Annotated in this window: 18 protein-coding genes; 15 read left to right on the forward strand and 3 right to left on the reverse strand. The window is 32.6% G+C overall.

The annotated features are described in order from the left end of the window. Positions 1 to 1,080: 1,080 nt before the first annotated feature. From ACSBO6_RS04800 to ACSBO6_RS04810, 3 genes are read left to right on the forward strand one after another with little or no spacing between them, the layout of a single operon-like run. Positions 1,081 to 1,818, forward strand: coding sequence for an ABC transporter ATP-binding protein (locus ACSBO6_RS04800; RefSeq protein WP_498844248.1), 738 nt, complete (start codon positions 1,081 to 1,083; stop codon positions 1,816 to 1,818). Continuing rightward, the gene (locus ACSBO6_RS04805) at positions 1,815 to 3,035 is read left to right on the forward strand and encodes an ABC transporter permease (RefSeq protein WP_498844249.1); all 1,221 of its coding nucleotides are present in this window, start codon (positions 1,815 to 1,817) and stop codon (positions 3,033 to 3,035) included. The genes ACSBO6_RS04800 and ACSBO6_RS04805 overlap by 4 nt, the downstream gene beginning before the upstream one ends. A 12-nt stretch (positions 3,036 to 3,047) precedes the next feature. Continuing rightward, positions 3,048 to 3,773, forward strand: coding sequence for an EcsC family protein (locus ACSBO6_RS04810; RefSeq protein ID WP_498844250.1), 726 nt, complete (start codon positions 3,048 to 3,050; stop codon positions 3,771 to 3,773). Positions 3,774 to 4,403: 630 nt separating this feature from the next. Here ACSBO6_RS04810 and ACSBO6_RS04815 read toward each other — a convergent pair. Further along, positions 4,404 to 5,603: a M20 family metallopeptidase gene (locus ACSBO6_RS04815; protein WP_098844374.1), complete on the reverse strand. Its 1,200-nt coding sequence runs from the start codon at positions 5,601 to 5,603 to the stop codon at positions 4,404 to 4,406. Positions 5,604 to 5,799: 196 nt separating this feature from the next. Here ACSBO6_RS04815 and ACSBO6_RS04820 point away from each other — a divergent pair, with 196 nt between their 5' ends. The 4 genes from ACSBO6_RS04820 to hemY all read left to right on the forward strand — a co-directional run bounded on the left by ACSBO6_RS04820 (position 5,800) and on the right by hemY (position 11,783). After that, positions 5,800 to 7,935: a transglycosylase domain-containing protein gene (locus ACSBO6_RS04820; protein ID WP_098844371.1), complete on the forward strand. Its 2,136-nt coding sequence runs from the start codon at positions 5,800 to 5,802 to the stop codon at positions 7,933 to 7,935. 399 nt (positions 7,936 to 8,334) lie between these two features. Continuing rightward, positions 8,335 to 9,378, forward strand: coding sequence for a uroporphyrinogen decarboxylase (gene hemE / locus ACSBO6_RS04825; RefSeq protein ID WP_098844368.1), 1,044 nt, complete (start codon positions 8,335 to 8,337; stop codon positions 9,376 to 9,378). Between the two features lie 23 nt (positions 9,379 to 9,401). Continuing rightward, the gene (hemH, locus tag ACSBO6_RS04830; RefSeq protein WP_098844365.1) at positions 9,402 to 10,334 is read left to right on the forward strand and encodes a ferrochelatase; all 933 of its coding nucleotides are present in this window, start codon (positions 9,402 to 9,404) and stop codon (positions 10,332 to 10,334) included. A 27-nt stretch (positions 10,335 to 10,361) separates the two neighbouring features. Further along, positions 10,362 to 11,783 carry a protoporphyrinogen oxidase gene (hemY, locus tag ACSBO6_RS04835; protein WP_498844251.1) on the forward strand — a complete coding sequence of 474 codons (1,422 nt, stop codon included), beginning with the start codon at positions 10,362 to 10,364 and terminating at the stop codon, positions 11,781 to 11,783. Between the two features lie 113 nt (positions 11,784 to 11,896). On the opposite strand, the gene yhfH is transcribed toward hemY, so the two are convergent. Further along, positions 11,897 to 12,028: a protein YhfH gene (gene yhfH / locus ACSBO6_RS04840; RefSeq protein ID WP_098844359.1), complete on the reverse strand. Its 132-nt coding sequence runs from the start codon at positions 12,026 to 12,028 to the stop codon at positions 11,897 to 11,899. A gap of 180 nt (positions 12,029 to 12,208) precedes the next feature. Between yhfH and ACSBO6_RS04845 the strand changes: the two genes are divergently transcribed. The 8 genes from ACSBO6_RS04845 to ACSBO6_RS04880 all read left to right on the forward strand — a co-directional run bounded on the left by ACSBO6_RS04845 (position 12,209) and on the right by ACSBO6_RS04880 (position 21,825). Then, complete coding sequence (locus ACSBO6_RS04845; RefSeq protein ID WP_498844252.1) at positions 12,209 to 12,940, forward strand: MBL fold metallo-hydrolase; 732 nt, start codon at positions 12,209 to 12,211, stop codon at positions 12,938 to 12,940. A gap of 13 nt (positions 12,941 to 12,953) precedes the next feature. After that, the gene (gene lplA / locus ACSBO6_RS04850; protein WP_098844355.1) at positions 12,954 to 13,943 is read left to right on the forward strand and encodes a lipoate--protein ligase; all 990 of its coding nucleotides are present in this window, start codon (positions 12,954 to 12,956) and stop codon (positions 13,941 to 13,943) included. A gap of 150 nt (positions 13,944 to 14,093) precedes the next feature. Next, positions 14,094 to 15,626 (forward strand): fatty acid--CoA ligase family protein, encoded by a 1,533-nt coding sequence (locus ACSBO6_RS04855; protein WP_098844352.1) that lies wholly within the window; start codon positions 14,094 to 14,096, stop codon positions 15,624 to 15,626. A gap of 462 nt (positions 15,627 to 16,088) precedes the next feature. Next, positions 16,089 to 17,363: a M48 family metallopeptidase gene (locus ACSBO6_RS04860; RefSeq protein ID WP_098844349.1), complete on the forward strand. Its 1,275-nt coding sequence runs from the start codon at positions 16,089 to 16,091 to the stop codon at positions 17,361 to 17,363. Between the two features lie 274 nt (positions 17,364 to 17,637). Beyond that, positions 17,638 to 19,224 carry a malate synthase A gene (gene aceB / locus ACSBO6_RS04865; protein WP_498844253.1) on the forward strand — a complete coding sequence of 529 codons (1,587 nt, stop codon included), beginning with the start codon at positions 17,638 to 17,640 and terminating at the stop codon, positions 19,222 to 19,224. Between the two features lie 18 nt (positions 19,225 to 19,242). Then, on the forward strand, positions 19,243 to 20,532 hold the full coding sequence (aceA, locus tag ACSBO6_RS04870; RefSeq protein WP_098844344.1) for an isocitrate lyase: 1,290 nt from the start codon (positions 19,243 to 19,245) through the stop codon (positions 20,530 to 20,532). A 295-nt stretch (positions 20,533 to 20,827) separates the two neighbouring features. Further along, on the forward strand, positions 20,828 to 21,403 hold the full coding sequence (locus tag ACSBO6_RS04875) for a competence protein ComK (RefSeq protein ID WP_098844341.1): 576 nt from the start codon (positions 20,828 to 20,830) through the stop codon (positions 21,401 to 21,403). 293 nt (positions 21,404 to 21,696) lie between these two features. Beyond that, entirely contained in the window at positions 21,697 to 21,825 is a 129-nt protein-coding gene (locus ACSBO6_RS04880) for a hypothetical protein (RefSeq protein ID WP_286138239.1), read from the forward strand. Between the two features lie 181 nt (positions 21,826 to 22,006). On the opposite strand, the gene ACSBO6_RS04885 is transcribed toward ACSBO6_RS04880, so the two are convergent. Then, positions 22,007 to 22,516, reverse strand: coding sequence for a hypothetical protein (locus ACSBO6_RS04885; protein WP_098844338.1), 510 nt, complete (start codon positions 22,514 to 22,516; stop codon positions 22,007 to 22,009). Between the last annotated feature and the right edge of the window lie 403 nt (positions 22,517 to 22,919).

A 22,919-nucleotide genomic window follows, 5' to 3' on the forward strand; every position in this document is an offset into this window, starting at 1 on the left:
CAATGAATTGGTACACCTTTTAAGAAATTTATATGCTCTGGTCGAGACACCTCATTTACAAATTGGTATACTAAAACCTTTGTTTTTAAGTAATCATGTTCAAGATAACCATCCCCTTTGATGTTTTCACTGCTGTTTATACAACGATGTTTTATCTATGGAGATATTTAACTTCAACGAATTACCTTACATAGGTTTGAACGCAAATTAAATTACCTTTAACAGACACCTCATTTCAAATTTAGAACTCAAAAAGTGGTGTTGCTTTCCCTTCAAGAATTATGATGCCCTGTATGTAAGAAAGTATGCAAAAACAATAAGAAATTTTAAAAAGCAATGGAGAACGACCAAGAGATTAAATAGGAAGAGAGTTAAGATCTAACCATAGGAAGTAATAAATAAACTCAATATTATGGTCAGAGGAGATAAGGGGAGGGAAAACATGTGTCACTTAACAAACAAATCAAGGATAATCTTAAAAATTAGTTGAAATTAACATCATCTTACTGCGTATTTGGTAATTTAATTACTTCTCAACAACATAAACAAGGAGCAACCAGTAGTTGCTCCTTGATGAAGGGGAAAGATTTTAGAAATGATATTAGGTTAATAAGTTAAATTGTCTTTAACAGACACCTCATTTGCTTAATTGTTCAATAAATTGGTACACCTATAAATAAATTATATGTTCTGCTCGAGACACCTCATTTACAAATTGGTATACTAATGACCTTTGTTTTTATAGAACCTGTTCAAGCGCACCATCTCCTAAGATTTTTACATTGCTGTATATGACAACGATGTTAATCTTTGAAGATACCTCATTTCACTTAAACAATGATCTGACTTAGGTTTGAACGCAAATTAAATTTCCTTTAACACACACCTCATTTCAAATTTTGAATTAAGAAAGTGTGTTGCTTTCCCTTCAAGAATTATAATACCCTTAACCTAAAATAGTATTCAAAAAAAGAAGGATTTTTTTTTAGTATTCGATAAATATGATAATAAGGCAGTTAAGATTATTATTTGATACAATAAAATATAAAAGAAAAGTACATTTGAAAGGATTTGTAGAGAATGACTTTATTGCATGTAAAAGATGTCACAGGTGGATACACAAGACAGCCTGTTATTAAAGATGTCTCATTTACGATAAATAGGAATGAGCTAGTTGGGTTAATCGGGTTAAATGGTGCTGGTAAGAGTACGACAATAAAACATATTTTAGGACTTTTGAAGCCATCAAAAGGTGACATATTAATTAATGGTGAATCATTTGATAAAGATCCAACTGCATATCGTGCTAGCATATCGTATGTTCCTGAAACACCGATGATTTATGATGAATTAACTCTACAGGAACATCTTGAAATTACAGCATTGGCATATAATATTCCTGATAAAGATTTAAAAAAACGTAGTGAAGAACTATTAAAAACATTTAGATTATATGATAAAAAGAACTATTTCCCTTCGACATTCTCAAAAGGGATGAAACAAAAAGTCATGATCATTTGTTCCCTTATCGTCCAACCACAGTTATACATAATAGATGAACCTTTTTTAGGGCTTGATCCAATTGCGATAAATGATTTACTTGAGATTTTGAACAATGAAAAGCAAAAGGGAGCAGGCATCTTAATGTCTACTCATATTTTATCGACTGCTCAAATTTATTGTGATTCATTTATTATTTTGCATGAAGGAATCATTATTGCAAAAGGTACATTAAACGAATTACAAACACAATATAATATGCCAAATGCTTCATTGGATGAAATTTATATTTTTGCGACGAAGGAAAAAGAAATATGAGTACGATAAAAGAATTATGGTTAGCACGGTTTAGGAGTTTTATAAAAGAAATGAGTAAATATGGTCGTTATATTTTTAATGATCATATAAAATTTGTGATTGTTTTTGGATTTGGAGGAGGAGCATATTATTATCAACAAATGCTAAAAACAATTTCTCCAGATTTTCCTGTTATTTTACTAATCGCTATTCTTTTTAGTTTTCTTGTTGTAATAGGTCAAGTAACTACTTTTTTTAAAGAACCTGATTTACATTATTTATTACCTTTAGAAAAAAAGATGAAAAGTTACTTTGTCCGTTCCTTTTTCATTACGTACATCGTTCAAGTTTATTTAATGGTAATGATGTTAGGTGTGATTTATCCAATTTATAAGAAATTTACACTAGGACAAACAACAAGTTTTATTGTCTTTATGGTAATAATTTTCTTATTAAAAGGATACAACCTCTTTGTTTCATTTTTACATCTTACAAATAATGGTGTATTAAACCGAGTTTTTGATTATTCTTTAAGGTTTTTAGGTACATTCTTATTTATTTATGGTTTATTAAGTAAATGGAGCAGTTTTTTCCTTGTAATGATGATCGTAATTTTAGCTGTTTATGCATTATCTATTCAAATAGGTAGTAAAAATAAAAGAGTGCAATGGGAAAGAAATGTTAAACTTGATACTTCAAGATTAGCTACTTATTATCGATTTGCGAATATGTTTACTGATGTACCGTCTATTCAACAACAAGTTAAGAGAAGAAAATGGGCAGATCCAATCATACATCAATTTAAAATGAGAAATGCTGCGAATTATTTACTAGTTCGTACATTTATCAGGAATGGTAACTATTTAAGTATGTTTTTAAGACAACTTTTCGTAGGTGGGTTCGTAGTTTATTTAGTGCCAACTACAATCGGGAAAATATTGATCGGCATTTTATTTCTTTACGTAATTTCTCTTCAGAATATGTCAATTTTAAAACAGTATAATTATCATTTGTTGTGGAAAATTTATCCTTATACAAATGAAGAAAATAAAAAATCTATTTCGACACTTTTGTATATACTACTGATAATGTGTAGTTTAGTTTTTAGTATTATTTGTCTAATAAAGGGCTTATCAATTTTAAACTTTATTATTGCAATCGTTGTGTATACTTTATTTTCAATGTGGTTAATTAAATTTTATGTGCATAAGAGGTTAAGTAAGCCACAAAAATTGTAAAGGGTGGACAAAATGGATTCTTATGAACTTCGTATTCAGTACGAACTATCTAGATGGAAACAAAAAGTAATGTCCGATTCAAATATTTTTCAAGCATCTGCAAAAAAAGTTCAATTAAAGCTTCAATCGTTGTTACCAGAACAAATTAAAGAACTGCTTACAAAAACCGTTAAAAATATGATGGTTTTATTTATGGGAGGTTCTACTGTTTTTAACGGTAGTGGTGAAGAGTACGAAACATTAACACTTAGAGAAAGAGATTTAATCTTAGATAAAAAATTAAACGAGTACAAGAAGATTTCAGCTGTAGAAGGTGCTGGTACAGGAGCGGGTGGAATATTACTCGGCCTTGCCGATTTTCCGTTACTACTAGGAATAAAAATTAGGTTTTTAGTTGAGGCAGCAAAAATATATGGTTACTCGCCTAAAGATGAACTAGAACGTCAATTCATGCTGTATATTTTTCAGTTGGCTTTTTCAAGTGATAGTCATCGGAAAAAAGTATTTCAAGTAATTGAAAAGTGGGAAGAGAAAGTAGATGAAAATCCCCAAGTCAATTGGGAGCAATTACAACTGGAATATCGAGATCATATTGATTTAGCAAAACTACTACAATTAGTACCCATCATTGGAGCACCGGTTGGAGCATATGTAAATTATCAACTTCTTGAACAATTAGGTGAAACGGCTAAAAATGCTTATCGATTAAGGTATATGAAGAAGAAGGATCTTTTCTAATGAGTTACATACTAAAAGAGGCTGCCTCATTTCAGCTTTGAAATTAAAAAACATAACGCAAGAATGTTGATTTAACAGCATTCTTGCGTTTTTAATTTGACGGTCTTTTAATTTAGTAGGGCTACGGTTCATGAGGAAGTAAACTAGCCAAAAATAGAAGATACTTCCTCATAATAGGTTCATGAGGAAGTAAACTAGAGAAAAATAGAAGATACTTCCTCATAACAGGTTCATGAGGAAGTAAACTAGCGAAAAATAGAAGATACTTCCTCATAACAGGTTTATGAGGAAGTAAACTAGCGAAAAATAGAAAGATACTTCCTCATAACAGGTTCATGAGGAAGTAAACAAGCGAAAAATAGAAAGATACTTCCTCATAACAGGTTCATGAGGAAGTAAACAAGCGAAAAATAGAAAGATACTTCCTCATAACAGGTTCATGAGGAAGTAAACTAGCGAAAAATAGAAAGATACTTCCTCATAATAGGTTCATGAGGAAGTAAACCAGCAAATATTAGAAAGTTCCTTACTCATGACAGGTTTTAGTGGAAATCAACCAAAAATTGGCGTAGTTGACAAAATCATTTTTCAACACTCTGAAAAGGAGAACCTATAAAGTTCTCCTTTTTCTTATTTTTGTTCAACTAATGTTTGTGATTGTTTTAATGAAGCTAATGTCACAGAGCCAAGTGTTTTTGCTGCAATTAGCATAGCTTTTTCGTCAAAATCAAATTTTGGATGGTGATGAGGATATGCTTCTGTAACGTGAGGCGGTTTAGCTCCTGTGAAGAAGAAAGTTCCTGGTACTTTTTGTAAGTAGTATGCGAAATCTTCTCCGCCCATTTTAGGGTCCATTTCTTTTAATTGCCTAACTTCATCAATTGATTCGGCTACTTTAACTAATAAGTCAGTTTCTTTTTCATGATTTACTACTGGAGGATATCCATCATCGTATTTATATTCGTATGTAACATCATTTGCTAGACAAATGCCTTTTATGATTCTAGCTATTTGTTTTTTTACTTTCTCTTGTGTTTCCTTTTTGAACGTACGAACCGTTCCGATTAAAGTTGCTCGATCGGCGATAACATTAAAAGCATTTTTTGCTTCGAAACTTCCGATTGATAAGACTACAGTATCAATTGGATTTGTTTCTCGACTAACGACTTGTTGAAGTGCCATAACTAGTTGACTAGCAATCACAATACTGTCTTTTGTTCGATGGGGTTCTGCACCATGACCGCCTTGCCCCTGGATTGTGATTGAAAAACGATCAGCAGCTGCCATAATTGGGCCCTTTCGATAACCAATCGTTCCTAATTCTTCAATTGCCCACAAATGGGTTCCATAAACCTCATCAACACCGTCTAAACAGCCATCAGCGATCATCGAAATTGCTCCACCTGGTGCATATTCTTCTGCATGTTGGTGAAGTAACACAATTTTACCGTCCCATGAATCTTTTTGCTCATGAAGTGCCTTTGCTAAATATAGAAGTGTAGCAGTATGACCATCATGACCACATGCATGCATAACGCCAGGTACTTTTGAGGAATAAGGAACATTTTTCTCATCTTGAATAGGCAATGCATCAAAATCAGCTCGTAAGGCGATTGTTTTTCCAGGGTTTCGACCATGGATTGTAGCAACAACACCATTTCCACCGACATTTGATTTGAATGGAATATTTAATTGTTGATAAAAGTTTTGAATGAATTTTGCTGTCTCGTACTCTTTAAATGAAAGCTCAGGATTTTCATGTAAGTATCTACGTGTCGATACCATCTCCGGATAATATGAATCTAATAAAGAAAATAAATCTGACATTATTTCACCCTCCTACATACTATCTATATAACCTATTCAAGAAATGTAATTGATATCCTTCAAAATATCTTCCATTAAGAAATGACGAAAAATGTATTTCCAAGGAAATATCCATCGAAAATTAGGAAATAATGACTTATTCGTGGGAATAAATGGATATACTATTTGTTAGAAGGTAAGAGAAATGAAGGTGAAATAATTGAAAAAGTGGGGATTTTTAGCAATAGGACTGATAAGTGTCCTGTTAATTAGCTTTGTTGGATTTTTACTAATCGTTTTCTTAGGTAATTATGTTATAGATGAAGATAAGTTAGTCATCCATTCATCATCTGAAATGGTAGATTTAGAGGGGAATTTTATATCAAAGCTATATAATGAAAATCATCAAATCGTTTCAATTAATGATATACCTAATTATACTAAACAAGCTTTTGTTTCAATTGAAGATGAACGTTTCTATAAGCACCATGGAATTGATACTCAATCAATCTTTCGGGCTATAGTAAATGATATAAAAGCATTTAGTAAAGTACAAGGAGCGAGTACACTTACTCAACAACTTGCAAAGAATGTTTTTTTGACGCACGACAAAACATTTATGAGAAAAACAAAGGAAGTCATTATAGCAATTAATCTAGAAAGAAAGTATACAAAAGATCAAATTCTAGAAATGTATTTAAACCAAGTTTATTTCGGTCACGGTGTATATGGCATTGGCGGGGCTGCAAAATATTATTTCGGGAAAGATGTTAAAAATTTGACGATTGAAGAAAGTGCATCTCTAGCAGCCTTATTAAAAGCTCCGTCACATTATGATCCAATCACACAACCGGTGAGATCTTTAGAACGTAGGAATCTTGTTTTATATAAAATGCTAGATACTCATTATATAACTGAATCAGAATATGAGAAAGCTAAAAGCAAACCAACAGTATTACATATTACAGAACAAAAATTTGAAAATGGATATGCTACATACATAGATATGGTTATAAAGGAAGCAAAAGAGAAATACGGCATTTCTTATGACCAACTTTTAAATGGTGGATACAAAGTTGTCGTTCCAATCCATAAAAAAACACAATTAACCGCCTATAAGTATTTTAAAAATGGAAACTATTTTCCGGGAACTGATCAAAATGCTGAAGGTGCCTTCGTATTAATAAACTCGGAAACTGGTGGTGTTGAGGCGGCAATTGGAGGTAGAAATTACTATTTTCAAGGACTAAATCGAATTAACGTGAAAAGACAACCTGGTTCAACAATGAAGCCTTTACTTGTTTATTCACCAGCACTTGAAACTGGAAATTACAATCCGTATTCTTTATTACCTAATGAGCAAAGTGCATTAGGAGACTATAAACCAAAAAATTATAATGGAGTTTATACGAAGACAATTTCGATGTTTAATGCATTAATAGAGTCAGCGAATGTACCAGCAGTATGGTTATTAAATGATATTGGAATTGATCAAGCAAAAGAATATCTAGAAAAAATGGATTTGAGTATTCCTGATCAAGGTTTAAGTATGGCGCTTGGGGGACTTAAGATTGGTTTAACACCATTAGAGCTAGTAAAAGCTTATAGCGCTTTTGATCATGATGGAGATGCATTAGAGCCTTTCGTTATTAATGCGATTTATGATCGAAATAATGAATTAGTTGCCGAAGTGAAAATTAAGGAATATAAAGTGTTTTCATCACAAACCTCTTGGTATATGACGAAAATGCTAAAAGGTGTTGTAAATGAAGGGACAGCTAGTAGAGGAAGTTTTAATGGCGATTTAGCTGGTAAAACGGGATCTACGAATATACCTGGCCAAACAAACGGAAACAAAGATGCTTGGTTTGTAGGCTATACACCAGACGTTGTAGGGGCAATTTGGATGGGATATGATAAAACAGATTCAAAACATTACTTAAGAAATGGTAGTACCTATCCAACTATATTATTCAAAAAGATTTTAAGTGAAGCAGGAAGAGAACCATCTACAAAATTTAAAAAGCCAAAAAATATCGACGATTTAGAATCACCGATAAATTTAGAGCCTATTTCTAATGTTCAATCAAAAGTATCTTTCTCTCCATTTGGATTATTCACGGTTGTCATTAATTGGAATGCACCAACTGACCACAGACAACAATATCGAATCTATCGAGTGAAGAATGGAAAAGAGAAATTAATAGATACTGTTACTGGTTTAGATGAGTACAAAGATTCCTTCGTAAATGTATTTAATGTACCTTCTTATTATGTAGTACCGTACAATCCTCAAACAAAAGAAGAAGGTCAGAGGTCTAAACTTGTCAAACCTAACATAAGAAATAAGGAATAGACATTTTAAGGCTCTCCTTCTTATCACATGATTTGAAGGGGAGTTTTTTATTTCCTTATTAAAACTATTTATAAAAAAACTGTATCTCTTAAAAAATAATCGTAAAGAGATTAAGTAGATTGAACTATGAGATCAAATCGAACATAAAAAAAAGAATGATTAAACTACTTTATTTTATAAAAAGTAGTATTAAATAAAGATTATTGATTCGATATTTTAGACATATTTTGATATAATTTTTAATGGGAAAAGTCTGGTAGTAAAATAGACCTATTAATTGAGAAAAAATGTAAAATCAGTGAACATTATGTGTCAAAATTCGAGTTTTCTATACAATTAATGGTTCAATCAGTATATTTAATAGTAGAGTTTGGAAAAGTGAAAGGGAGACTTTGAAGGATGAAAAAAGATTTTAACGATACATTTCTTAAAGCGATTAAGGGAGAAGAAGTAACGCATACACCGGTTTGGTATATGAGACAAGCAGGGCGTTCTCAGCCAGAATACCGAAAAATAAAAGAAAAATATTCTTTATTTGAAATTACTCATCAACCTGAATTATGCGCTTACGTAACAGCGCTTCCAGTGGATCAATATAATGTTGATGCAGCTATTTTATATAAAGATATTATGTCTCCACTTCCTGCAATTGGAGTAGACGTAGAAATTCAATCAGGAGTAGGACCGGTAATAAGCAATCCTATTCGTTCTTTAGCAGATGTAAAAAAGTTAACTGATATTCATCCAGAAGAGCAATTACCTTATATCTATGAGACGATTAAATTATTAACAACAGAGGTTCTTTCTGTTCCATTAATTGGATTCGCGGGTGCACCTTTTACAGTTGCTAGCTATATGATCGAAGGAAGACCATCAAGAAGCTATAATAAAACAAAATCATTTATGTATGCAGAGCCAGAAGCATGGTTTGCTTTAATGGATCATTTAGCAGACATGACAATTAAATACGTAAAGGCTCAAGTAAAAGCAGGGGCAAGTGCAATTCAATTATTTGATTCATGGGTTGGTGCTTTGAATGCTACTGATTATCGCATTTATATTAAACCATGCATGGATAAAATTTTTACAGCACTTAAAGCAGATCATATTCCAACGACTATGTTTGGAATTGGAGCAAGTCATTTAATTCATGAATGGAATGAACTACCTGTAGATGTAATTGGTTTAGATTGGAGAACTTCTATTACTGAAGCTCGCTCTTTAGGCATTACGAAAACACTTCAAGGGAATTTAGATCCTTCGTTTTTATTAGCACCATGGGAAGTTATTGAGAAACGTGCAAAGGAAATATTAGATGAGGGTATGGCAAATCCAGGTCATATTTTCAACTTAGGTCATGGGGTATTCCCTGAAGTAAATCCTGATACTCTTAAACGTTTAACAAGTTTTGTACATGAGTATTCATCAAGGGTTAAAGCTTAATTTAAAAGGACTATGGTGATGACATGAAAGAAAAAATCGGTTTATTAGTTATGGCTTACGGCACGCCATACAAAGAATCAGATATTGAGCGTTATTATACAGATATTCGTAGAGGTAGAAAGCCGAGCCAAGAAGCGCTAGAAGAATTGACAGAACGATATCGTGCAATTGGGGGAATCTCTCCTTTAGCAAAAATAACAATTGACCAAGCAAAAGCATTAGAAGAAGATTTAAATAAGATCCAAGACAAAGTAGAATTCAAAATGTACATCGGACTGAAACATATCGAACCATTCATTGAAGATGCAGTAGATGAAATGAAAAAAGACGGTATAACAAAAGCAGTTAGTATCGTACTTGCACCACATTATTCTACGTTTAGTGTTAAATCGTATAACGAACGTGCTACAAATCATTCAGAAAAAATTGACGGACCAAAGATTATCCATGTAGATGATTGGTATAAGGAAGAACGATTTATTCAATATTGGGTTCGTGAGGTAGAAGCAATTCTTGAACCAATGAATGAAGAGCAACGTGTGAAAACGGCATTTATTTTTTCAGCACATAGTTTACCTGAAAAAATTCTTAACTTTGGAGATCCATACCCAGAGCAACTTAAAGAAACTGCCGAGTTAGTAGTACAGCAATCAGATATTCGTCATTATTTTCTAGGTTGGCAAAGTGCTGGTAATACACCAGAGCCTTGGCTAGGACCAGATGTCCAAGATTTAACACGTGAGTTGGATGAAAATTATGATTTTGAAACGTACGTCTATTTACCATTAGGATTTGTAAGTGAACATTTAGAAGTACTTTATGATAACGATATAGAATGTAAACAAGTAACCGAAGAAATTCAAAAAGCATATGTTCGTCCACCGATGCCAAATACGGATCCATTATTTATTAGTGGACTTAGTACAGTTGTATTAAGAAAATTAAACGAACAATAATATGGTTTTGAAATAGGAGGTAAAGAAGTGAATAAGAAGGTTGTCATTATTGGTGGCGGTATTACTGGATTGACATCTGCCTACTATTTAAAACAAGAAAAATTAAAAAATAATCTTCCGATTGATATTCAATTAATTGAAGGTTCATCAAGGCTTGGAGGAAAAATCCAAACAGTTAGAAAAGATGGATTTGTAATTGAGCGTGGTCCTGATTCATTTTTGGCAAGGAAAAGAAGTGCCTATCGATTAGCTGAAAACCTAGGTATTCAAGATCAAATCGTATTTAACTCCTCTGGAAAATCTTATGTATTAGCTCATAATAAATTACACGGTATGCCAGAAGGTTCAAACATGGGGATTCCTACACAAATTAAACCATTTATTTTTTCAGGTCTATTTTCACCAGCAGGGAAAATTCGTGCGGGATTAGATTTTGTTTTACCAAAAACACATGTCCAAGGAGATATGTCATTAGGTAAATTTTTTAGAAGAAGACTTGGGAATGAAGTAGTTGAGAATCTAATTGAGCCCCTTTTATCAGGGATTTATTCAGGCGATATTGACCAAATGAGTTTAATGGCGACATTTCCTCAATTCTTCCAAATTGAACAAAAACATCAAAGTATTGTTTTAGGTATGAAAAAAGAGATGCCTGCAAAGAAATCAAAAGGTCCGAGAAAAGGTATTTTCCAGACTGTAAGTACAGGCCTTCAAACAATCGTTGAACGAATTGAAGAAGAGTTAGATCCAGAAGAAGTTTTAAAAGGCGTACAAGTAGTTAATATAAATAAAATTGGAAAAAAATATGAGATTGTACTTAGCAATAATGAAAAGATTGAATCAGATTCAATTATCGTTACTGTACCTCATCGTTTCATTCCACAATTATTTAACGATAAACCTGTATTTGAGCCTTTCAAAAAAGTACCTTCAACATCAGTTGCCAATGTTGCACTTGCTTTTCCAGAGCATGCGATTAAGAAGGATATAGATGGTACAGGCTTTGTTGTTTCACGAAACAATGATTATAATATAACAGCGTGTACATGGACTCATAAAAAGTGGGCACATGCTTGCCCAAAGGGTAAAGTTCTTTTACGTTGTTACGTTGGACGACCTTACAATAAAGAAATAGTCGATAAAACGGATGAAGAACTTGTTGAAATTGTATTAGAAGATTTAAGAAAGACGATGGATATAACTGAAAAACCAGAGTTTTATATTGTTTCCAGATGGAAAGATGCTATGCCTCAATATACGATTAATCATAAAGAGCGTACGAGAAATATGGAACAATATTTACAAAAAGAAATGCCTGGTGTATCGGTAATCGGTTGCTCTTTTTATGGGTCCGGCTTACCTGACTGCATAGATCAAGGTGAAAAAGCAGTTTCAGATACAATTGAATACTTGTTCGAACATGAAAAACAAGCAGTTCGAAATTATTAAGACTTTTAAAAAATGTAATAAAGATTAGAGCAACCAAAAAAGTAGATTGATACTTTTTTGGTTGCTCTTTTTATTTTGTCTCTGTATTAATAATCTGTTTAATAAAGCGGAACTTAAAAACTATCTTTTAAGCAATTGGAGCAAGTGTTACTGTAGCAGTCGTGTTGTTCTTCAATCGTCGAATTACAGTGTTTACATAATTTTTTTGGTAATCGTTTTAAAAATTCGGACATTTTTACTAGCATATTACCCTCTCCTTTAGTTAACTTATTAGTATTGTATTACTACAACGTATTTTGTGTCAATCTGTATTAGTACAATTTTTAAAAAATAATTTAAATGCCTATTTTTGTTAAACAGTAAGGACAAGCTTATAAATTTAAAATTTCATAGAAATAATAAGGACAAAGGAGTGTGTTTGTTTTATGAAAGTGACCGTTATTGGATATTGGGGCGGCTACCCAGGGAAAGGTGAGGCAACTTCAAGTTATTTATTTAAATCAAAAAATTTTAATCTATTGGTTGATTGTGGTTCAGGTGCATTAGCTACATTACAAAATTACATAGATCCTAATAACTTAAATGCTGTAATCCTATCACATTATCATCATGATCATATTGCAGATATAGGCGTACTACAATACTTCAAACTTGTAAACGATGGAGTGGATCAGTTTCCTTTACCTATATACGGACATCATTTTGATCATGCAAAATTTAATTCCTTAACATATAAAGAAGTAACAAAAGGATATGAATATGATCCGAATGATGGCCTCAACCTAGGACCATTTACTATTCGTGTTATGAAAACAGTTCACCCGGTAGATTGCTTTGCTATGCGAATTGAAACGGCAACCCACTCGGTAGTCTATACAGCTGATTCAAGCTATACTGAGGACTTCATACCGTTTTCTTCCAATGCGGATTTACTGATAAGTGACTGTAATATGTATGAAAACCAAGATGGATCTAAAGTGGGGCATATGAGCAGCAAAGATGCAGCAACAATTGCAAATGAAGCAAATGTAAAAGAACTATTATTATCACATCTTCCGCATAAGGGAGATACAAAAAACTTATTAAGTGAAGCCAGAAAGTATTATAATGGACTTGTTCATTTAGCTTATACAGGATTTGAATGGAAATCGAAGTGATAGGAGGATACGTATGCTATTTTTAGATAATAGGGGGATAACAGATCCAACATTAAATTTAGCGATGGAAGAATATGCGCTAAAAAATCTAAATCCTGAAAATACATATTTTTTATTTTATATTAATGAACCATCAATTATTATTGGTAAAAATCAAAATACTGCCGAGGAGATTAATGCATCATATGTAAATGATCATCATATCCATGTCGTTCGAAGATTATCTGGCGGTGGAGCGGTATACCATGATTTAGGGAATCTTAACTTTAGTTTTATTACAAAAGATGACGGTGACAGCTTTCATAATTTTAGAAAGTTTACCGAGCCAGTGATTGAGGCATTAAGAGAACTCGGTGTGAATGCTGAACTAAGTGGAAGAAATGATATTTTAGCAGAAGGTAGAAAAATTTCGGGTAATGCACAATTTTCAACAAAAGGTAGAATGTTTAGCCATGGTACATTGTTATTTGATAGTGATATAGATGAAGTTGTTAATGCATTAAATGTAAAACTGGAAAAAATTCAATCGAAAGGAATTAAATCAGTCCGAAGTAGAGTTGCCAACATTAAGGAGTTTTTAAAAGACGATTTAACAATCCTAGAATTCAAAGATTTAATTTTACAATCTATTTTTAAAGAACATGGGAAAATAGAACGATACGAATGGACAGATGAGGATCTAAAAAATATTCAAGAACTCGCTGAAAGTAGATACCGAAATTGGGATTGGAATTTTGGAAAATCTCCTAAATGTAATATACAACAAAGTAAAAGATTTACAGCTGGTTCAATTGATCTTCGTTTAGATGTAAACAAAGGATTCATTGAGAATGTTAAAATTTATGGTGATTTCTTTGGGGTGGGCGATGTCTCTGATATAGAACAGCTTTTGATTGGCAGTAAATTTGATCAACAAGAGATTGAAAATAAGCTAAATGGTGTTAATTTTACCCATTATTTTGGTAATGTAACGAAAGAAGAATTTATGAGTTTATTATTTTAAAAAAAGAGTAGGGAACTACTCTTTTTTTGTTTGCAGAAAAAATTAGAAGTCTAAAAAGTGCTAGTTTTCTCACTTGTCAGAATTGTTTTCTAGCAATATAATATATTTAGAATATTTTAAATTTTTATATTTAAAAGGGGGTAATTTTTCTTGAATTTAGTTGAAACACTGTCACAATCAGCTTTGGGACATCCAGAACATTCTGCTATTATCTTTGAAGGGCAAACATTTTCATACTCAACACTAGAAACTTATATTACGAAATTTGCCAGTGGCCTCTCAAAACTAGGGATTGAAAAGGGAGATAAAGTAGCCCTAGTTGTTGGTAATTCTCCCCATTTTATTATAGCGCTATACGGTGCGTTGAAGGTTGGAGCGGCTGTCATACCGGTAAATCCTCTATATGCACCAGATGAATTAGTATACATATTAACAAACGGCGACGCAAAAGCAGTAATCACCTTAGACTTATTTCTTCCACTAGTAGAAAAAGCTTCACCGATTCTTCCTAATATTGAACACTTCATTATTTGTGAAACAAAACAAGAAAATCCTTATGAATTTGAGAACAATAAATTGAAATCGTTTACAAATGTAGTTGGACTTGGAAATCTAGATTTCAAAGGACCTAAATTACATGATGATGATTTAGCAGTCATTTTATATACTTCTGGTACAACAGGAAAACCAAAAGGAGCTATGTTAACGCATAAAAACCTATATTCAAATGCCATGGATGCTGGACACTTCTTAGGCTTTTCAAGTACAGAAAAGGTAATTGCAACCTTACCTGCTTTCCATGTATTTTGTTTAACGGTAGCTTTAAATGCACCTTTAATGTATGGAGCTACTGTTATTTTAGTGCCTAAATTTAGCCCAAAAGAAATATTTGATATTATTCGTACATACAAAGCAACTGTATTTGCAGGTGTGCCTACAATGTATAATTTCTTATATCAATACCCTGAAGGTAAGACTGAAGACTTTGAATCAATCCGACTTTGCATTTCGGGTGGTTCATCATTGCCAGTTGCACTTTTAGAGAATTTTGAGAAGAAATTTAACGTAATTATTTCGGAAGGCTATGGATTGTCAGAAGCTTCACCAGTAACGACTTTTAATCCATTAGACCGTCCAAGAAAACCAGGGTCAATTGGAACAAATATTAGCAATGTAGAAAATAAAGTAGTGAATGAACTTGGTGAAGAAGTTCCAGTAGGTGTAGTAGGTGAATTAATTGCCCGCGGGCCTAATATTATGAAGGGCTATTATAATATGCCAGAAGAAACAGCAATGACGATTCGTGATGGTTGGTTATATACTGGTGACTTAGCAAGAAAAGACGAAGATGGTTATTTCTATATTGTCGATCGTAAAAAAGAATTGATTCTTGTTGGCGGCTATAATGTATACCCTCGTGAGGTAGAAGAGGTAATATATAATCATCCAGATGTTGTTGAATGTGCGGTGATCGGGTTACCAGATGAAAACTTTGGAGAAAGTGTAAAAGCTTATGTTGTTTCAAAAAATCCTTCATTAAGTGTGGAAACTTTGGCTGAATATTGCAAGGCACACTTAGCCAAATATAAAGTACCAAGATCAATAGAATTCATTCCAGAGCTACCAAAAAATGCAACTGGTAAAATACTTAGAAGAGCTTTAAAAGATTCAGTTACACAATAAATTGAGGTAATAGAAGTACAACCCGAATAAGGTTGTACTTTTTTAGTTTAAGAATAGTGAAGCCCTGTATTGTCAGTAGTTTTAGATAGAAATTTGTACTCAATTATTTAGAGGTATAAATCCTTATTTATAAAATAATAATAGTTAATAAGTTTTTAGTTAGTTATAGTTAATTGCAGTTACTTTGAAGAAGTATTTGGAATTAAAAAGTGGGACGAATTAACTCCAGAAGAGGATACAGATAAATCAATGTGGTCTTTCTTCTTAAACAGAGCAAAAAATGAAGAAAATATATGAGATTGAAAGAAAAAAATTCCAAACTACGATCTACTAGTCGTGGTTTTATTTTTTATATCATTATTTAGGAGTAATCTTAATTCAACTAAAGTATTTAACAAAAATAATAGGTTGCTGTTCTAAAAAATTGGACAAAGTTGATAATATAGAATGGGGGGAGATTTTATGAGGAAAGAAACCAAATCTAAATTAACCAAATTCATTTGTATTGGTTATCTCGTTTATATCATTTTAGTCCTGTTATATTTTTATGTTTTTACAACTTCCGACCTACCTTCAAAATATAAGGGAACATTTGTAGATCCACATACTTTTATGAATCATAAAGAAGCTAATTTAAGCTCTAGTTATAGCACATTAAAAAATGTTCTTTACTTTATTACCTTACCGATTGATTGGATTGTATTATCACTTTTATTATTAAGTGGCTCAATTGAAAGATTAGGTAACTCATTATCTAAGTTGACTAGATTTAAGTTCATACAAGTTTTTTTATATTTCTTCTTTGTCTCGATCGTTACATATATCGTTACATTTCCAATTGATTTTTATCGATATAAATTATCGACGAAATACGGATTGTCTGTTCAAACATTTAATGCGTGGATGAAGGATGAAATGATTGGTTTTTGGATAAATTTTGCCATGATGTTTTTTGTGATGTATGTTGTGTATTTATTAATCAAAAAACAGCCAAAGAAATGGTGGTTAACTGCATGGCTATTAAGTATTCCTTTTACGATTTTCTTAACATTTATTCAGCCTGTAGTAATTGATCCATTATATAATGATTTTTACCCGTTAAAAGATAAAACTTTAGAAAAGAAAATTATTACACTTGCGAAAGAAGCAAATATTCCTGCACATCGGGTATATGAAGTAAATATGTCTACTAAGACAACTACTTATAATGCCTATGTTACAGGTATAGGTAAAAACGCTAGAATTGTATTATGGGATACAACTCTTAAAGGGCTAACTGAAGATGAAATTATGTTCATTATGGCTCATGAAATGTCACATTACGTCCACAAAGATATCTATAAATCAATGTTTGGTATGCTAGCAGGTAGTTTAGTCGGTCTGTATATTATTCATTTATTAATGAGGTATGTACGATCAAAGAGTAGGAGTAGTCATTCAAGCGAAAAATTTGCCGTCATCCTAACCTTATTTTTGATCATTAGTGGAATTGTGGGCTTCATTTCTGATCCAGTATCAAATGCATTTTCAAGAAGTGCCGAAAAAAGAGCAGATTTATATGCAGTTAAGCTAACAAATAATTCAGAGGCAGGAATTATAGCGTTTCAAAAATTATCCAAAAACAGTTTGTCTCAAGTAAATCCACCATTTTTAGTAAAATTATTCAGATATGATCATCCGAGTATGTTGGAAAGAATGAAGTATTTAGAGGCGGCTGAAAAAAGAAATAACAAATAATTTCACTGATGTATTAGCTTGTAGAGTGATTGGTTTTATCCAATATCTACAAGCTTTTTTTATTCCTCCATTTGAAATAGATGATGGACACTCGTCTAAAAACACCTATTAAGGGTGTTTTTTATTTAAGTGAAATAACGTTTATTCTTTAAAAAGTTGAGCTGTCGAAAATTCTTTTGAAAATATTTTCAGAATTTAATATCAAATCCGAATATACTGTTATATAATAACATAAGTAAACAATATCTGTTATATAACTGAATGGAGGGATCATATGACAACTGAGCTTTCAAAAATCAAAGTTCTAGGTAATCATGTAGAGGGTTCAACTGACATTCTTACGACTGAAGCATTAAGTTTCTTAGAGCAATTACATCTGAAATTTGATGAACGTAGACAGCAGCTGTTATTAAACAGAAAAGAAAGAATGCGCTTATTGCAAAATGGGGGGAAGCTCCAATTTTTAGAGGAAACAAAACATATTCGGGAAAGTGAATGGACAATTGCACCTATTCCAGCGGATTTACAAGATCGAAGAGTAGAGATAACAGGACCAGTTGATCGAAAAATGATTATTAATGCATTGAACTCTGATGCGTTTGTTTTCATGGCTGATTTTGAAGATGCTACTTCTCCAACTTGGGAAAATATCATTTCGGGTCAAGTTAATTTAAGAGATGCTGTGAATCGAACAATTTCACTTCATTCAAATGGAAAAACATATAAGTTAAAAGAGAAGCCAGCTGTACTATTAGTTCGACCAAGAGGCTGGCACTTAGAAGAAAAACATATCACCGTAAATGGTGAAAACATGTCTGGTAGTTTAGTAGATTTTGGACTTTATTTCTTTCATAATGCGAAACAAGCAATTAAAAACGGCTCAGGACCTTATTTTTATTTACCAAAAATGGAAAGTTATTTAGAAGCAAGATTATGGAATGATGTTTTTTTATTTGCTCAAAATGAATTGAATATACCTATTGGAACGATTAAAGCAACTGTATTAATCGAAACAATTGCTGCTTCATTTGAAATGGATGAAATACTTTATGAATTAAAGGATCATTCAGCAGGGTTTAATTGCGGTAGATGGGATTATATTTTTAGCTTTATAAAAATGATGCGATACGACAAATCAATTATTTTACCTGATCGATCTGTTGTGACGATGGAAGTACCTTTTATGCGTTCTTATTCTCAAAAAGTTATTCAAACTTGTCATCGTAGAAATGCTCCAGCAATTGGAGGAATGGCAGCACAAATTCCAATTAAAGATGATAAAGAGAGAAATGAAATTGCGTTTGAAAAGGTAAGGAAAGATAAAGAGCGTGAAGCAAAGGATGGACACGATGGAACCTGGGTAGCCCATCCTGGTTTAGTAGCTGTAGCTCTTGAACAGTTTAATCGATTTATGCCTACACCTAACCAGATTCATAGAAAGCGTAAGGATGTTAATGTAACTGAAGCGGATCTTTTAGAGATTCCTAGTGGTGTTATTACTGAACAAGGTCTCAGAACGAATATAACAGTTGCGATCCAATATATTGAGGCATGGATAAGTGGTCGAGGCGCGGTGCCATTATACAACTTAATGGAAGATGCTGCCACTGCTGAAATTTCGCGTGCGCAAATTTGGCAATGGGTGCGTCATGAAAAAGGTGTTTTAGAGGATGGTACAAACATAACTTTACAATTAGTGGATTCATTAAAAAATGAAGAAATGATGAAGCTCCAACTAGAAATGGGGAAAGAACAATTCGAAGCAAAACGATTTAAAGAAGCAATTGAATTATTTGATGAGTTAATTAGCAACGATGAATTTACTGACTTTCTGACTTTAAAAGGATATAACTTTTTATAATATTAGGAGGAAATGAATATGACGAAAAATCGTGAAAAGCGTATTGCTGAATTACAAGAAAGCTGGGAGCTTGATTCTAGATGGAATGGTATTACAAGAACATACACTGCTGAAGATGTCATTAAATTAAGAGGATCAATTGATGTTGAACACACATTGGCGAAAAAAGGCGCGGAAAAATTATGGAAGCTTTTAAACGAAGAAAGCTATGTTAATGCACTAGGAGCATTAACTGGAAATCAGGCAATTCAACAAGTTAAAGCAGGTTTGAAGGCTATTTATTTAAGTGGTTGGCAAGTAGCTGCTGATGCGAATCTTTCAGGTCAGATGTATCCAGATCAAAGCTTGTATCCGGCAAATTCTGTACCTGCAGTTGTAAAACGAATTAATCAGGCTTTTCAACGTGCAGATCAAATTCAATATGTAGAAGGTGGAGAAGAAATCGACTACTTCGCACCGATTATGGCAGATGCAGAGGCTGGCTTCGGTGGACAATTAAATGTATTTGAATTAATGAAAAGTATGATCGAAGCAGGGGCGGCAGGTGTACATTTTGAAGATCAATTGTCTTCGGAGAAAAAATGTGGCCATTTAGGTGGGAAAGTATTATTACCAACACAAACGGCGGTTCGTAACTTAATCTCTGCTCGTTTAGCAGCGGATGTAATGGGTGTGCCTACCCTTATTGTTGCAAGAACTGATGCTGATGCAGCAGACTTAATTACAAGTGATATTGATCCAGTCGACAAACAATTTATTACAGGTGAAAGAACACCAGAAGGCTTTTATCGTACAAAAGCTGGGTTAGATCAAGCAATTGCTCGTGGGCTTGCTTATGCACCGTATGCAGACTTAGTTTGGTGTGAGACGTCAGAGCCAAACTTAGAAGATGCAAAACGTTTTGCAGATGCAATTCATGCAAAATTCCCAGGTAAATTACTAGCTTATAACTGCTCACCTTCATTTAACTGGAAGAAGAAACTAGATGACGAAACAATCGAGACATTCCAACAGCAAATTGCAGCAATGGGTTATAAATTCCAATTTGTTACCCTTGCTGGTTTCCATGCATTAAACTTTGGCATGTTTGAATTAGCTAGAAACTACAAAGATCGTGGAATGGGAGCATATTCTGAACTTCAACAAGCTGAATTTGCAAGTGAAAAATATGGCTATACTGCAACAAGACACCAACGCGAAGTTGGAACAGGATATTTTGATCAAGTAGCTCAAGTAATTACTGGAGGAACTTCTTCAACAACTGCTTTAAAAGGCTCTACCGAAGAACAACAATTTTCATCTAAATAATTTAGTAAAAAACCACTTTTTTCAAATATGAGAAAGGTGGTTTTTCTATTGGCTATTTCCTAAAATTTAGTAAACAATGACACTTTTGTTAAAGTATTCAAAAAATGATTTTATAAATAAAGATTTGTGATATTATTTCTCTAACATCAATGTTGCTACTATACTTCATGTTAAAAAAATTTTTTTCTGATCTTGTTAAATTTAATTGTTGGCCTTTAATTTTAATTGTTTGAGAGACTGCTAATAGCCAACAAAATTTAACATTTCAATACTACTAACAGAAGGAGTTGTAAGGATGAATCATGTGAAAGGACAAGTAAAAGTATTAAATGAGTACGAGATTAATAAATCAACAATGGCAATCATTCCAGAATTTACGGTCGATTTAGTAGTGATTTCAAAGGTATATGAAACAGATGATAATTTTTATGTTTTAATGAAACCGATTGAAATTATTGAAAGAAGCTGTGCTTATTTCGGAAGTAGTTACCGGGGAAGGCGCGAAGGAACTAAACAAATGATTTCCATCACTCATAAACCACCAATAGCGATCAGCTCAATGAATCAAATTTTCTTTTTCCCCACTTCATCTTCATTAAAAGTAGAATGTTCTTGGATCTCCTACAATCATGTTGCTAATTTCAGAGGCGGTAAATATAATCGATCAGTAGTTGTATTTATGAATGGTGTTGAACTTCCATTAGAAATATCCCGAGGCTCATTTGAAAACCAATTATACCGAACTGCACATTTAAGGGCTATTTATGAGGATCGGCTCAATCCTGAAAATATCCAACAGAAATCTTATAAACTAATCCCTGATAACGAAATTACTTCATATATAAAAGGAATATCAATACACGAAAAATAAATGTGAAAGATTAAGTTTTGACTACTTAACGATTAGTGAAGTAGTTTTTTTATAGTGATTAATTGAAAATTAGGTAAAGGAAGAGAGTATTGAGAAATTCCGAAATTTAATCCATTAAATTCTTAATAAGTAGGATTATTTGTTATTTCTAATTCAACATAATGCCAGATTAGTTATAATGAACGAAACGGCTCCATTTTGCTTTTCGTAGGTTGCACTTGGCAAGAATGGTAGTAATCAAAAAAGTCTACCAAAACCAAATGTAGAGCTACAAACAAAAGGAGCCGTGTATTATGAAGGATGGTCAAAAAATTATTGTTTTAGACGTTTCAAAAGATATTATTGTTGTTGGAATTGGGAATGGTGAGTTGACAGTTTCGTTCATATCAGTTGATCAAGGGAGATCATTCATACGTTTTTGACCAATTTAGAAAGCCCTGTTCCATATAGGCATAGGACTTCCTTCTTAAGATTAATCTATATCAACCTGTCTTAATTTTTTGTGCCAAATTGATTTTAATGGAGTAGCAAATTGGGTCTCAAATACAATTCTTTTTTACTGGAATGAAATACAAACAATTCATACCATTTTACAATTTATCCTTAGTCGTCATTTTCTTGAATTAGAGAAAATTCATCTACAATTATTCCTTCTGTGCCAAAAAATCCATCAGCGCCTATAGTAATTGTAACAATCGCTCCTTTAGTATGCTCAGGTGCTTGTGCCAATAGATTAAAGACTCTATAGTTCCCTTCATTCATTTCAGGTAGCGTTAATCTATTAAATGTTTTTGTAAAAGTTTGTAGAACAGTTCCATTTTTATCTATGAATTGTAATGTGACAACTGTTGTTGGATTTTCTGGAGAATCTATTCCAGAAGTAGTATTATCATCAGCGAGTGAACCAGTTAATCGGTATACGATTTCTTCTTCTAATCCTTTACTAACTACTTGGCGTATAGCCGAATTAGGATCCATAACTGCTACAAAGTTTCCTTCGAACTGTCGTTTTGCATTTGAAACAGCTGCAGTTCCAAATACAACTGTCCATGGAGCTAAAACTCCTGACTCAAATCCACCATTTACTAGTAATTCAGTATTTTTACTAGACATTCCTATCTCTCCTTTTTATTAAAGATAATATATTAAATTCAAAACAAGAAGAGAGTGTTTGGACTAGCATCACTTTAATTTAAAATGTACTATTTTATTAGTTAATAGAGTAGATTTAATTAGTTTTTGAAGAAAACTACCTTGAATTAATTGATAGGAGGACTAACTAAAACCGTTCCTGCTTTTAGTTGTTTCTAAGCGTTTCAATTCTATGTTTATTAAATGAAATACGCATTGAAAGACTTACAAAAAACAGACTAAGAAGTACTTATTAAATTAACAAATCCTATTTCAACGCATTGAAAATCTCCTTTTTCCATTAAGTGAAGTAGTTTTTTTATCTATTTTAAAAATAGTGTATTAGAATTACATTAAGCATTATTAGGAGCAAATTAGTAAAAAA

Source organism: Bacillus sp. AL-1R (assembly GCF_052180195.1).
GTDB lineage: Bacteria > Bacillota > Bacilli > Bacillales > Bacillaceae_G > Gottfriedia.

Coding starts and splice junctions, on each gene's coding strand:
- yhfH (WP_098844359.1), bottom strand. CDS start 12,028: ATGCTAGTAAAAATGTCCGAATTTTTAAAACGATTACCAAAAAAATTA.
- ACSBO6_RS04845 (WP_498844252.1), top strand. CDS start 12,209: ATGAAAGTGACCGTTATTGGATATTGGGGCGGCTACCCAGGGAAAGGT.
- aceA (WP_098844344.1), top strand. CDS start 19,243: ATGACGAAAAATCGTGAAAAGCGTATTGCTGAATTACAAGAAAGCTGG.
- ACSBO6_RS04860 (WP_098844349.1), top strand. CDS start 16,089: ATGAGGAAAGAAACCAAATCTAAATTAACCAAATTCATTTGTATTGGT.
- ACSBO6_RS04805 (WP_498844249.1), top strand. CDS start 1,815: ATGAGTACGATAAAAGAATTATGGTTAGCACGGTTTAGGAGTTTTATA.
- hemH (WP_098844365.1), top strand. CDS start 9,402: ATGAAAGAAAAAATCGGTTTATTAGTTATGGCTTACGGCACGCCATAC.
- ACSBO6_RS04800 (WP_498844248.1), top strand. CDS start 1,081: ATGACTTTATTGCATGTAAAAGATGTCACAGGTGGATACACAAGACAG.
- ACSBO6_RS04810 (WP_498844250.1), top strand. CDS start 3,048: ATGGATTCTTATGAACTTCGTATTCAGTACGAACTATCTAGATGGAAA.
- ACSBO6_RS04880 (WP_286138239.1), top strand. CDS start 21,697: ATGAAGGATGGTCAAAAAATTATTGTTTTAGACGTTTCAAAAGATATT.
- lplA (WP_098844355.1), top strand. CDS start 12,954: ATGCTATTTTTAGATAATAGGGGGATAACAGATCCAACATTAAATTTA.
- ACSBO6_RS04885 (WP_098844338.1), bottom strand. CDS start 22,516: ATGTCTAGTAAAAATACTGAATTACTAGTAAATGGTGGATTTGAGTCA.
- hemE (WP_098844368.1), top strand. CDS start 8,335: ATGAAAAAAGATTTTAACGATACATTTCTTAAAGCGATTAAGGGAGAA.
- ACSBO6_RS04875 (WP_098844341.1), top strand. CDS start 20,828: ATGAATCATGTGAAAGGACAAGTAAAAGTATTAAATGAGTACGAGATT.
- aceB (WP_498844253.1), top strand. CDS start 17,638: ATGACAACTGAGCTTTCAAAAATCAAAGTTCTAGGTAATCATGTAGAG.